This is a genomic window from Cupriavidus sp. GW821-FHT02F09 (assembly GCF_059421605.1).
Window position 1 is genome coordinate 25,601 of the sequence record NZ_JBWKVH010000044.1, and the last position, 12,482, is coordinate 38,082.

12 protein-coding genes and 2 pseudogenes are annotated in these 12,482 nt (G+C 56.3%); 4 read left to right on the forward strand and 10 right to left on the reverse strand.

The features are described 5' to 3' along the window. Positions 1-431 precede the first annotated feature (431 nt). Positions 432-1,112 (reverse strand): annotated as a pseudogene (locus AC07XB_RS32100) (IS5 family transposase); the annotation flags it as partial. Positions 1,113-1,363: 251 nt separating this feature from the next. On the opposite strand from AC07XB_RS32100, the gene AC07XB_RS32105 reads away from it, so the two are divergent. Further along, positions 1,364-1,888: a hypothetical protein gene (locus tag AC07XB_RS32105; RefSeq protein ID WP_492831254.1), complete on the forward strand. Its 525-nt coding sequence runs from the start codon at positions 1,364-1,366 to the stop codon at positions 1,886-1,888. Between the two features lie 1,004 nt (positions 1,889-2,892). Here the strand turns inward: AC07XB_RS32105 and AC07XB_RS32110 are convergent. The 8 genes from AC07XB_RS32110 to AC07XB_RS32145 all read right to left on the reverse strand — a co-directional run bounded on the left by AC07XB_RS32110 (position 2,893) and on the right by AC07XB_RS32145 (position 8,046). After that, complete coding sequence (locus AC07XB_RS32110; RefSeq protein WP_492831253.1) at positions 2,893-3,360, reverse strand: hypothetical protein; 468 nt, start codon at positions 3,358-3,360, stop codon at positions 2,893-2,895. Between the two features lie 293 nt (positions 3,361-3,653). Then, positions 3,654-4,091 (reverse strand): Imm50 family immunity protein, encoded by a 438-nt coding sequence (locus AC07XB_RS32115; RefSeq protein WP_492831252.1) that lies wholly within the window; start codon positions 4,089-4,091, stop codon positions 3,654-3,656. A gap of 44 nt (positions 4,092-4,135) precedes the next feature. Further along, a complete protein-coding gene (locus AC07XB_RS32120) occupies positions 4,136-5,200 on the reverse strand; it encodes an RHS repeat-associated core domain-containing protein (protein WP_492831251.1) in 1,065 nt (354 codons plus the stop codon). After that, positions 5,139-5,768, reverse strand: coding sequence for a hypothetical protein (locus AC07XB_RS32125; protein WP_492831250.1), 630 nt, complete (start codon positions 5,766-5,768; stop codon positions 5,139-5,141). Before AC07XB_RS32125 ends, AC07XB_RS32120 begins: the two co-directional genes overlap by 62 nt. Beyond that, on the reverse strand, positions 5,752-6,423 hold the full coding sequence (locus AC07XB_RS32130; protein WP_494752815.1) for a hypothetical protein: 672 nt from the start codon (positions 6,421-6,423) through the stop codon (positions 5,752-5,754). Before AC07XB_RS32130 ends, AC07XB_RS32125 begins: the two co-directional genes overlap by 17 nt. A 332-nt stretch (positions 6,424-6,755) precedes the next feature. Then, complete coding sequence (locus AC07XB_RS32135) at positions 6,756-7,112, reverse strand: helix-turn-helix domain-containing protein (RefSeq protein ID WP_492831248.1); 357 nt, start codon at positions 7,110-7,112, stop codon at positions 6,756-6,758. A gap of 5 nt (positions 7,113-7,117) precedes the next feature. After that, positions 7,118-7,420 carry a type II toxin-antitoxin system HigB family toxin gene (locus AC07XB_RS32140; RefSeq protein ID WP_492831247.1) on the reverse strand — a complete coding sequence of 101 codons (303 nt, stop codon included), beginning with the start codon at positions 7,418-7,420 and terminating at the stop codon, positions 7,118-7,120. A gap of 350 nt (positions 7,421-7,770) precedes the next feature. Continuing rightward, entirely contained in the window at positions 7,771-8,046 is a 276-nt protein-coding gene (locus tag AC07XB_RS32145; RefSeq protein ID WP_492831246.1) for an H-NS family nucleoid-associated regulatory protein, read from the reverse strand. A gap of 1,525 nt (positions 8,047-9,571) precedes the next feature. Here AC07XB_RS32145 and AC07XB_RS32150 point away from each other — a divergent pair. The 3 genes from AC07XB_RS32150 (at position 9,572) to AC07XB_RS32160 (ending at position 11,580) form a co-directional block, all read left to right on the forward strand. After that, the gene (locus tag AC07XB_RS32150; RefSeq protein ID WP_492831245.1) at positions 9,572-9,850 is read left to right on the forward strand and encodes a DUF6984 family protein; all 279 of its coding nucleotides are present in this window, start codon (positions 9,572-9,574) and stop codon (positions 9,848-9,850) included. Positions 9,851-10,170: 320 nt separating this feature from the next. After that, a complete protein-coding gene (locus AC07XB_RS32155) occupies positions 10,171-11,031 on the forward strand; it encodes a MurR/RpiR family transcriptional regulator (protein WP_492831244.1) in 861 nt (286 codons plus the stop codon). 357 nt (positions 11,032-11,388) lie between these two features. After that, positions 11,389-11,580 (forward strand): hypothetical protein, encoded by a 192-nt coding sequence (locus AC07XB_RS32160; protein WP_492831295.1) that lies wholly within the window; start codon positions 11,389-11,391, stop codon positions 11,578-11,580. Here AC07XB_RS32160 and AC07XB_RS32165 read toward each other — a convergent pair. Further along, positions 11,517-12,400 (reverse strand): annotated as a pseudogene (locus tag AC07XB_RS32165) (MurR/RpiR family transcriptional regulator). The gene AC07XB_RS32160 and the pseudogene AC07XB_RS32165 sit on opposite strands and share 64 nt — an antisense overlap. Between the last annotated feature and the right edge of the window lie 82 nt (positions 12,401-12,482).

Genomic DNA, 12,482 nt, shown 5'->3' on the forward strand with positions numbered 1-12,482 from the left:
AACTGATGACAACGCCGGAAGCGGTGGCCGAGATAGAGTCACTTTGACTACGCCTCATCTTACGCGACTGGGTAGCCAACATGACAATGCCCTTTGCTCCGCATCCGACAGTGCTCATGCTATTGGTCATCGTCCTACTCTGCCTGGTAGCGGTAAATGTATGGGTAACGCATAAAGTCCTTCGGACCGAAGCAGATTTCCATCACAGGGGACGCTATGTCGCCATGGTGTGGATCGCTCCGTTCTTGGGTGCACTCTTAGCGCACGGCCGTATTCGTTCGTGCGAGAACTCCATCAAGGGCTACACGATTTCCGCTGATATTGTGTCAGGGCTACCTGCGCAAGAACTATATGCGCCTGGTGCGGCAACGCTCCCAGTTGCTTCGAATATGGAGTTGGTGAATGGATTTCCGGTGATGCATTGGGGCGTCCGGCAAACGCTCGTAGTCACGTGCGAGTCGGCGGAATCGATTTGCCTGACCGAAGCTGCGGCGAGGCAGCAAGACAAAGCCCTTCTTGGCTTCGGACAGCTTGATGACCTGCAAATCAATGTCGTCATCGCGTGCGGCCTGCGCTGGTTCGGCGCCCGTGTAGCCCTGGTCAACAAAGGCTACCTTGACGGTCTGGCCTGTCACGCACTGAACCGCTTGCGCCAGTGCCCGAACCTAAGCGCGCTCCTGCTCATTGGCTGGCGTCACCTTCGCGGCAAGCAAGTTGCCCAACGTATCCACGGCCATTTGCACCTTGCTTCCTCGCTTGCGCTTGTACCCGTCGCAGCCGGCTCGTGGCGCGCTCTCGCACGTGGACTGGAGCGTGCGTCCGTCGAGAATCACCGCGCTTGGTTGGCCCTGCCGGTCCTGCGCGACTCGCAGTACCGAGCGCAGGTCATGCACCATCGCCTCGAAGCAGCCCGCCCTGAGCCAGCGCTGCATTTGCTGGTACACCGCCTCCCACGGCGGAAGGTCGTGCGGCAACATGCGCCGCGATGCCCCCGTTCTCGCCAGCCATCGCAGTCCAATGAACAGCTCCCGCAAGTCATGCTTGCGTTGTGGCGCTTTTTCGTCCATCAGCGTCAAATAGGACGCCGCGAAACTCCATTCATCGCCCGAAATATCAGTGGGATACGGTCTGCGCTTGTCATCCCCATCAGACTACGTTTTCGGAAAAAAGTGCATAATACGCTCTAGGTAATGATGTAAGTCACTATCCGACAATGGAGAGAGCTACATCATGATGCGGTTTCCGCCGATTTGTCGGCCGAGCTGCATCAGGCGACGCCACTGTATGAGCGACCGGTGCGAGTTCACTCCACAGAACCCAAGCACCACGCTAAAAATGGCAAAGGAGAGGAGGTAAGCTAAAGATGACAAAACTTTGGGACAACACATTCCGCTTATACCAGGGCAGTGGGAGGATTATTGAAGATGTTCAATATATTTCAGGGTCAACGGTTGTTACAAAAGACCAACCATTTACCGAGCGCCCGACGATCAGCAGCGAGATGATAGATTATTGGGATATTACGCTAAGTTCTGGAAGAAAGAAGTCCAATTCACCGCGAGATGTATTTTTGAACAATTGTGGTGGCTCGCATCAAATACTTAGCTATCCGAACGATTATTTGGATGATTTCAGCACACCCAAGGAGCTAAATTTTACCTTTGGCTTTCAGATTAAGCTGGGTGGCGACTGGTATGACTTATTCGTTGGTCAGGGTAGCAATTTTGCATCAAACAACTGGTGGTGTGGTTCGAAACAGCTTTCCGAAAGAAATAGCTTAGGCGGCCAGTACTTTCAAGGTAGAGATAATATAAGATATCATTTTGAATGGAGCTCTTCATCTTCGGATACAGCCGTGGTGGATATGTGGTCAATTAAGACTCACTAAGCTGAGCGGGCGAATTCATTGGTTTCATAGCGTCATCAGCTACGCCAGTGGCGATGGACAGCGAATGCACCCTCACTGAAGCCACGGTCGAAGTAATCCGCGACAAGGCTATCGATTGCATCGCGAAATCGTTACGCGGCCGCTAAAGTCTTCTCAATCAATGGATTCAGCAAAGGGCGCCACAGCGCCCTTTTTTTTCCTATTCTCGCGCCCGCGAAAACAGCTTGCCAATCTCGGTCCGCCGCCGGCGCGCGCCAGCCTTGCTGTAGAGCGCGCTGGTCGCGGGCGAGGCGTGCCCCATATGTCAAACGAACAGTAAGCGCGAAATTGAGCCCACCTAGCATTTGCGGCAGAGATTGGGCAGGCTTGCGTCCGCAACCACTATTTGCGGACGCAAGCATGATGGATAACGAATATGAGGTTCCGCCGCTGAGGGTGATCCGTGTTCGCTCTAACCTGTCCACGAGTTGCGTGACCCGATTGCCTGAGTCGTAGGTGTAGGCGAGTGTGGCGTCGGGTGCCGTAAAAGGCTACCCCCTACCAGCGTTTGGCCATAGGCGCTGGAAACACGCCGGTTCAAGCCGTCATAGGTAAAACTGGAGATGTTACCGTTGCGCGCGGTCAACCGCGTGAGATCATCCAGCCCATCGAAACTGTAGCTCTCGATCTGCAGCAGCGGATCGGTCTTGCGACCTTTGGCAAGATTGTGCGCGCGGCGCTCTTGGCCATCGATTTCGAAGACGAAGACATGAACCGCGGGTGCTGCGCAACACGTACTGCCGGCGTCAGCTACTTACCGGCCACGTCCGGGATGAAGTCAGCAGGCTGCTTGGGCTGGCCAGCACGCGAACCTGCGACCGGATCACGGCTACCATCGGCACGCAGTTGTAATCATTGGTATCAGGCGCAAGGAATAGGAGCTTTTCGTCTAAAACCCTCACGCGTTGTTCGTTCTAAGCAATCCCGATTATAGCGCAATCACAAATATTCAATAAACACGCGAACTAATTCGCGCGGCGCAATTTATTATATGAACCGACAGATATCCCCTGGCGAACATAGTCATCTATATTATCCTTAGAGTAACCCAACAACATTCCAATTATTCTATCGATTCCCTCATCAGGACTATGGAGGTTTTCCTGCTGAGCCAACAGAGCCAGCTTAATTGCGGGAATTCTCCATTCCTGCCCCCGAATAGCGTAAAAAATATAGGTAATTACAAATCCATTTTCATCCCCGCCCCCGGGAATTTCAGATTCCTCCGTAACCATAACTCCATTTTCCACGTAAGGAAGGAAATCGTTGACAGGTATAATATCCCTATCCCCCATTTCCTTGCAATAATAGAACATTGAGAGTGGCTTCTTGCCTTCCAACATTAAGTGCAACTCATTTCCGGAATATTCATTCATTTTTTCCTCCACTTCAAAATTTTCGGAACCGCGCTGCCAAAAAGCCACTCCGCTCATCCCGCCGTTCTCACAGCGCGAAGGTGGTCCTTGGTAAGAATCTATTCTTCGATAAACGTTGGCTGAGCACGCTTTTACCGACGGCTTGAGCAAATCCAAGGGATTGGTGGCCGCGTAGGTGGATGCAACGCACCAAGCCCGCGAAATTCAAAGTTTGATGGAATGTCAACTTTGAGATGATGGACGTCGCCGGAGGATCAGGCGTTGGATCCGAGAGGGTCCTTGGCCAACACCCGATTCCTCGCATAGTGGTTACAACGAATCTGGAAACCCACCAAGGAAGCGGTAGAACATCATGGTTTAATTATTCTCCTGCTTGATGTAACGACAGGATATATTCCAATAACCTCTATAGATTCGCATAAGAATATAATATTAAATCCTGACTGCGGTACCACATCAAATTTTATGCGTCCACCACTACTCTTCGTGATTATGATCTCACTTATCCAGCCAGCGTCAGGCAGATCATTGAATTCTATGCTCGCATCTGAGAGATTGCGAAATAGAAATTCTATGATGCAATCTTGCTCGTTTCCCGAGAACTCAGGATTGTCTTGACCCCAATGGCGAATGGAAATTGTCGCATTCGTCATAGAGGGGCTATCAGTTTTCTCCCTCTTTATGCAAAAACTTATAATTTCCGCATCGTGAAAGCTTGGCCAATAGCCAAATATATTTTCAATAATGTGGCCAGATCGAACTAAAGATTCCGAAGGAATTTTATTCATGTGTCACAATTAATTAATATATTCGCAACTAATTTTATTTTCCATTACTTTTTTGTATCATCGTATGCGCAGTCAGTTTGCCATCCGCAAGACCGACATTTTTTAGGAAGAAATGCAGGGAACACAAAAGGCCCCTTAAATTTATACAAATATGGTTTCGAACATTTAGGGCACGAGAATATCATGTTCCACAGTGCAAATACAAAAAACGAAATTATCACCGGGATGATAAATAGACCATTTTTAGTTAATATAGCTGAAAATACGCAAATAATCCATACAGCCGAGAACGAAGAAATAGCCATGTAAAATTTCTTGCGAGGAGTCATCATATTAACTCTCCTATCAGTGCAGAACTGTAGTTGTCCATCCCACAGAAGCGGCAAGCCAGCCGCCACGCCAAAGGCAACGCCGGTAAGCCCACCGAAACCTCCATCACCGAAGCTCAGGCTGACAACAAAGTCAAGGAGCGTGATCGAATACGTTCCTGACCTCCCTTCAAATGAACTCGTGCCATCTCCGAAGAAGGCGCCTACTTGACCGCCAAAACCTAGACCCAATCCTCCACCCACAGTCGTGGAGGTGTAAGCGCCGTATTTCGATTCTCGACACTGCCCTCCATCTGGAGAATAGTATCCGCCGGCCCAAGCTTCCCCACCCCCGATAAGATAGCCTCCGCCGCCCACGGCACCAAAGAATCCCCACAAGCCCGACGGATCACTTCTCGAAAGTGGATTCCCGTTGACATAGCCGAAGAGATTCAGGCCCCCCGCGAACCCAATCGGGTCTTCCGCTATGAAGCGACTGAAGCCAGGATGGTAGTACCGCGCCCGGTTGTAGAATAGGCCGGTGCCATCGTTCTCCCGACCCGTGTACTGGAACGCGTTGCCGCTGGCCTCGCCGCTCGCCGTGGCCGCGCCATATGGCTCGTAGGTGTAGCTGGTCTTCACTATGCTGCGGCCATCTGTAGGCGCCAGCGTACTGCCCAGCCCATCAGTGATGAAGCTGCCGGCGCCGAACACCGTATCGGTGCGACTAAAGATCTCGTCAAGACCCAGGCCAGTCAGTAGGTTCGCGCTCGGCGTGCTGCCCGAGAGCTCCTGCACCACATTCAGGCCATCGTAAGCGAAGCCGGTGGCGACGCCGCCTACCGTCTTGCCGCTGCGCCGGTTCGCACCATCGCAGGTGAAGGTAGCGGTCGCGCCGCCGGCAGGGGCACTGAGTCGGTTGCGCGAATCCCAGGTGTAGGTCAGCCTGCCGTCGCCCGTCAGGTTGCCGTTCGCGTCGGAGGTGAGGCTGGCGCCGTCCCAGTTGGGCGTCGTAGGTGGCGCTGCTCATTGCCGCAGGTAGGGTCATATTGGCCAGGCTTCCGCCCAGCTGGGTGCGCCGTCCGGCCGCGTCATAGGCATAGGTCAGGTTGCCGAGTGCCGTGCCGCCGTTGGCATAGCTGATGGAAGTCAGCTGATTCGCGATGTCGTAGCCATAGGTGGCCACCACGCCGTTGGGCAGCGTCAGCGTACTGCGCCGGCTGGCCGCGTCGTAGGTGAAGCCAACCTGGGCGCTGCCCTGCGTGATCCCGGTCAGGCGGTTGGCATTGTCGTACGCATAGCTCACCGCAGCCTGGCCGGCCACCGTGAGGTTGGTGCGCCGGCTGGCCGCGTCATAGGCGTAGCTCACGCTGCCCTGTGGGGTCGTCTCTCCAGTGAGCCGGACGGCCGTCATGGCTGCGCGTGAGCGTGCCACCGACGCTATCTGCAAGCTGGGTGACCCGGTTACCGGCATCGAAGGTGTAGGTGACGGTGGCGTCGGCTGCCGTGAGGCTACCGCCAACCAATGTCTGTCCGTACGCGGCTGAGATGTGCCGGTTCAAGCCATCATAGGTAAAGCCGGCGATCTTGCCGTTACGGTCGGTCAGTTGGACCAAGTTATCCAGCCCGTCGTAGGTGTAACGCTCGATTTGCAGCAGTGGGTCGGTCTTGCTGGTGAGCCGATCCTTCGCGTCATAAGCAAAGCTCGTCTGCCCGCCGCGCGCGTCGGTCAGGCTCGTCAGCTTGCCATTGGCATCATAGGCGTAGCTGGTCACGTTACCTTGCGCATCGATGCGTCGGGTCGGCAGGCTGCGCCCGTTATAGTCGAAGCGCGTCAGATTACCCAGGGGATCTGCGGCGGACAGTAGTCGACCAATGCTATCAGCATAAAAGTTGACGGTGCGCCCTAGCGGATCGGTTACCGCAAACAGGTCCCCCTCGCGGTAGCTAAACGTCGTCGCGTTACCAAGGAATCGGTGATCCACGTTTTCCGCATCCGATCTTCGAACGAAGATCCCGGCCAACAGAGGTCGAGCAATCTCCTGACGTTCCTGTGGAACAGATCTTTGCCGGTCGCAAAGCATCCCCATGCGTACCTATTCACCGATGCTAGGTGTCCGTCAGGCGACCCATCGCTTCCGTGCGACTCCGAGATGTGGGGGTCTCCTGGCTCGGCGCACACGAGCACCAAGCGAACCTCTTCCGCCCCGGCGGTGGCACCGCAGAAGCCACGGGGGACATGGCCGGCTGCTGGGTTCCACACGGCCTCTCTACATCCGCTTGTAAAGCCAGGGCATGGCTCATACGCGGGTCGTAAGAGCGACAGGATGGGGGGCGCAGGTTGCATCAGCTTTTCCTAGGCAATGAGCACTTCGGCAGGAATCTGCAACTCGCGGTTCAGACGGCGAATCATGGCAAGGCTTAGCCCGCGTTTCCGATTGAGCACTTCGTAGACTCTATTCAGGTTGCCGAGATACGGTTGCATGTCGCTGGCCGATAGGCCGGCCTGCTCCATGCGGAACTTGATGGCCTCGATGGGATCGGGAAGATCGAGCGGAAAATGCTCAGCTTCATAACGCTCTACCAAGGTGGCCAACACCTCCAGGCGGTCTCCTTCCGGAGTACCGGGAGCTGGGTCGGCATCAACCAGGCCAGCTACTATCTGCAAGGCTTCTTTGTAGTCGTGTTCGTTGTGAATTGGACGGATTTCCATCTTGATTACTCCAGTTCGACGGTTTCAGCATCAATCCTGTCGTACTCACCATGCGTTCCGACGAACTTGATGTAGACGACTCCGATACGGTAGGCGATCGCAACTATCAGCCTGTAGTCGTTTCCCTTGATGTTGAATACCACTCGGTTCCGACCGACAAAGCTAGCGGTCGAATACCTTGCCTTAATGTCCTGCGGCGTCATCCAGACTGCCTTTACGGCTTCCTCATGCCAGGCCAGCAGCGACTGTCGCGCGATAGGATGCTTTTCGCAGAATGCCAGGAGGACTTTTTTCGCAATGATTCGCATGGGTGCATCGTAGTCCCATTTTGGGACTAAAGCAAGCGTCAATCCTCACTCACGATCGACTCCTTGAACTTGTAATGCACACCGTTTCAGCATCTGTTCCGAGGAGGTTTGCGCACAAATGGACGAAAATCGCTTCTCGCGCCACTTGGAGTCACCGTTCCTCGGAAAAATGCGTGTGCCGCTTCCAGTGGGTGCTGGCGGCGCGCATCCACCAGGTCCAGCTCGCTGACGCAGGCCTGGAAGAAGCGCTTGATCTGCCGGTACAGCGTGGTGGCGGCCAGCGCGGCTTGCGCGCTGGCGCGATCGGCCTTGGCCCACGGCGCTCGCTCCGCCTGTTAGGGCGCGTAACGTCATCCCGCACGGAAATGCTCCACCGACTGCCCCGCGTTGACGGCCCGCTGCAGCCAGGCCGGCATCTCGCCCTGCCCGTCCCACTTCTGTCCTTCGGCGTTGCGGTAGGTGCGCGCCGGCGCGGGTGGTGGTGGCGGCGGCGCGGGTGGTGGCGGCGACGGCGCCACGACGGCAAAGCAGCCGGCGGCCTGCAGGTCCGCCAAGGCCAGGCCGTGCCTGGCCATCTGCACACGGATCCACACGATGGCCGCGGTGCGCTCAATCTCAAGAGACATAGGTATCAGGTTATGGGAGTCGGAAAGGTGCAACATTTTGGGCCGCACAATCAGTCGGCCTTGCCGGCGTTCCACACCGCCCGTATCGCCTCCTCAATGCGCCGCGCCGCCCTCGGCGGCCGCTGAAGGTGGTGCTGCAAAATACGGGCCACGCCTCGCGCGACACCACTGCGCGCCACGTGCCGACCTTCCGCTGTTGCGGATCAGATGGCGCTGGTACAGCGTCGTGGCCGTCGCCCCGCCTCGGCGCTCGAAACGGTCGGCCTTGGCCCACGACGCCCATTCCGCCCGGTTAGCTCGAACAGCCTCCCCAATGTTGATCGCCAAACGTGGTGGTGGAGAACATGATCCCGAGGACGACACCGATCTTTCTGACGGTGGGAGTGATCATTCGACTTGTCAAACCATAATCAAAGTTCGGACATATTTGCAAACAAGTCAAGTTCCAATAATTAGTGCATGGTCATGTTTTTAGCAAAGAGAATTTAGTGGGGTATGGTTTGATGGCATTCTACTTCATGCCATACGAAAGTAGGGAGAGGCGTATGCGATCTTGCGTCGCAATTTTTGGTCTGCTATACAAAACGTGGATTTGACCACCGAGCAACAAAATCAAGAACTGGAGGTAAGGTGGGGTCAAGACTGATCTACTGCACCGGCAGAAGCTCTCTGCCGTGCTTGAATGGCCGGCGACGGGTCCATCGTAGCCATCTCGGATTTCCTCTTTCTCGTACAGATCGGCCACCCATGTGCCGGCGAGGCCGGCTCGCGCCTTTTCATCTGGGGAATCGCATGATCGCTCGAATGATTTTTGCGTTCGGACTTGCTCGCTTGCGAGGTCATGTGGTCACCGCAGCTGCTGGATGCATGCTCGTAGCGAACTCACCCGTTTTGGGGCTGTCTATAGCTTTGCTTATGACGACGCTGGCCGCATGACGGGCGTGGTCGACGACAGCGGCAATACGGCTACATATGCTTACGACGCAGCCGGAAACATCGCCGGGATAGGGCGAGGGAGTGCGACAGTCTCGGTGATTGGCTTTTCGCTACTCAGCGGCGCTGTCGGCACGAACGTCACTATTTCAGGCTCGGATTCTCCTCAACTGCCAGTCAGAACACAGTCCGGTTCAACTGTGTGACCGGTACCATCAGCTCGGCTTCGGCAAACCAATTGGTTGTTCAGGCTCCGACCAGTGCGACAACCGGGCCGATTACGGTTACTTCACCTACGGGCAGGGCGACCAGTTCGAACTCCTTTACCGTCGCGCAAGGCTCGGCGCCAACTATCAGCAGGTTCTCGCCGACTATTGGCACGCCGAGGACCGCTGTGACGGTCAATGGGAGCAACTTCCAGACGCGTCCAATCAGAACAACCTCGCCTTCAATACGCGTTTGGGGAACCGTGAACGTTGGGGTTTGAATCTGACGTTTAGAGCCTATCCGCTTTCCTGCGGAAAGTTAAACATAGGAACCTATTATTAATGAATCCCGAAGACTATAGATATCCTTCGCTAGCTGAAAAAAATTGATTGATTTTCTGGTTTCTGCGGATTGCCAGGGATCGACAGAGATCGGACAACAGCTGGCCTCATGCCGTGTTCGTCTAATTGATGATGACGGAAGCTTAAGCCTTCAAATATCCAATCCGGTATTCGCAAAAGTACGTTATCGGGTGCCCGTTGAATTATATGGGAAGGATGTAGATGGGGTTGATATTCACGTCCTACTACACATCGTGCAGGGAATTTGCGCGGAATTTGAAATTTATAAATACACATCAGTTCGAATAAAAATGATGCCATAAATATGGGGTTACTTCATCCCTGGTTCTTGATGTGACCGATCTTCAGCCGCGTGGATACCGCCCTTGGCACGCGCAGCTTCGTTACCGATGCGCTGAGCAGCTGCCAGGCAGTGGACCCGACCTTCATACAGCCCATTTCCTTATACAAAAGTCATGATTTTTCCCGCAGTGCTTGAATGGTGAGCGCGGCGTCCATGGGTTCCAACGACCTTCTTTGGATTACATGGAGAGATACCCCTTATGAGATGATCCTAGACAAAATGAAATATATGTTCTATTATTAAATATATAATGAGCTTTTTTTTAAAATCACCCGCCCTATGGACACCGTCGTCACCTACGAAGATCTCAAGGAGGCGATCACCCGCGCCTACCCTGTCCTGTCCAAGCAACTGCAGCGCATCGCCCGCTTCGCACTTGAGCGTCCGCACGATATCGCGCTGGGCACTGTGGCTGCCGTGGCCGAGGCCACCGAGGTGCAGCCCTCGGCGATGATCCGCTTCGCCAACGCGCTGGGCTTTAACGGTTTCTCCGAGATGCAACAGCTGTTTCGCGACCACCTGCTGGAGCGCTCTGCCAGCTACCGTGAGCGTATCGACCAACTGCGGGGCGGGCAGGAGATCCGTAAGAGTGCGCCGGCCGGCGTGCTGCACCAGCTGGTTGACGACGCGGTGGCCGATTTGGGTCATCTGGAAGAGCACGTTCACGAGGCTGATCTCAAGGCCGCTGTCAAGCTCATCGCCAGTGCCAAACGCGTCCATGTACTGGCACAGCGCCGTGCCTTTCCCGTCGCGGGCTATTTGGCATATGCGCTGAGCCAACTGGACCTTCGCACTCATCTGCTCGATGGCATGGGCGGCATGCTGCGCGAGAGCCTTCGCGCGGTGGGTACCGAAGACCTGCTGATCGTGGCAAGTTTCCAGAGCTACTCCCCCGAGGTGGTGGACTCGGCGAAGTCGTGCGCGAACCGTGGCGTACCGGTGGTATCCATCACTGACGGGCCGCTATCGCCACTGAAAGCGCCGGCCGAGGTCTGCTTCGAGCTGGCTGACGATTCGCCCAGGCCCTTCCGCTCGCTGGTGGCGCCGCTTTGCTTGGCACAGGCGCTGGTCATGAGCACCGGCCACCATTTGGCTGAAAGATCCGCTGCCAAAAACACGGGCCGCAAGGGTGGCAAATGACCATGAAACACCGCGATTTCGACCTCATCCGTTGGTGGAAGCCAAAGTCGCGGTTTGCGCGAAATATGTATCCGGCCTACGGACTTCACCTCAGCACCATTGCGAATGTTCAGCGCACAGGCATGGCCACAGGTCGTTGTGATGCCAAGACGCGGCCGACGCCTGTGCCCCTTCGGGGCGGCGCATCGTTGCTGGGCTCCCGGGCTGCGCAGACGGGATGCGCTCCGGTCAGCCGGACCTCGTTGTCGAGCCGGTTGTCGGCCGCGAGAAGCCACCGGCCAGCTGCTCACGCAGGTGCTGGACCAGCGCGCGCACCGCGCGCGGCACGATCGGATTTTAGGGTCGGATCGCCAGAATATGCTCACCAAACGCGCCGGCCGGCCGCCATGCCTCCAGCAGTGGCACGAGACGGTGCGCGTCAACGTCCTGCTGCGCGCTAAAGTCATTCCGGGCAATACCAGCAAACGCATCCGGAAAGGCTGCATTCAGGTCGCCTCTTCCGCGCCGTCCGGCGTGCCTGCGAGCCGGTATGAAAGCTCAAGCCAGTAGGCCAGCGCGACGAAGAGACTCTGCGCCAGCCCCATGGTCGCCGTCAGCGCACGAAACCCGAAGGTGGCGCGGTCCTGATGATCAGCGTGGCCTCGGACTCGCGCGCGATCGGGCTCATGCGGCTGTCGGTGAGGGCGATCAGGCGCGCGCCACGCTTCCTGGCCTGCAGCGCCACCTGCACGGCCTCCTCAGCGTAAGGCATGAACGAGATCGCGATCAGCACGTCGCCGGCACGCACCGAGCGGAACTGCCCCTGATGCAGGCTGCCCAGCGCGCTGAACGGGCCAATCCGCTTGTCAGTATGTCGCAGCGCATAGTCCAAGTACGCCGCTACCGGGAAGGACCGGCGCGAGCCGGCGATCGAGATCGCTGGCGTTTCCGCCAGAAGTTCCACCGCTCGGGAGAACGCGTCCTGGTCCAAAGCCTGGTGCAACTGTTGTATCCCGGCGATGCTACCTTTGATGAATCCGTCTGCGATCTGCTCGAGCAAGAGACTCGTCAAGCGAGCCTCGCTCGCGTCGCTCAGGCGCAGGTTGTGGGCGCGCCCTAGCGCAATCTGCTCCGTCAGCCCCTCGCGGAACAATCGATGCATCTCTGAGAAGCCGGAGAACCCAAGGTGCTTGGCGAAACGCACCACGGCGGACGGCTGCACGCTGCATCGCTGGGCCACGGACTGGATGCCCTCCAGACCGAGGTGGTCGCGGTGGGCCTCGACATGGCGGGCGATGCCCTTGAGTTGCTTGCTCAAGCCATCGTACTCCTGTGCGATGCGCTGCAGGAACCGCTCGACGAATGCAGGTGGCTTCTGGGATAGGCTCAACGCAAGGCGCGAGGTGGACGATCTAAAGCTACCAGACTGTATGTGCTTGTCGGAGGGGACATGATGCCACGAAGGCCTGAGT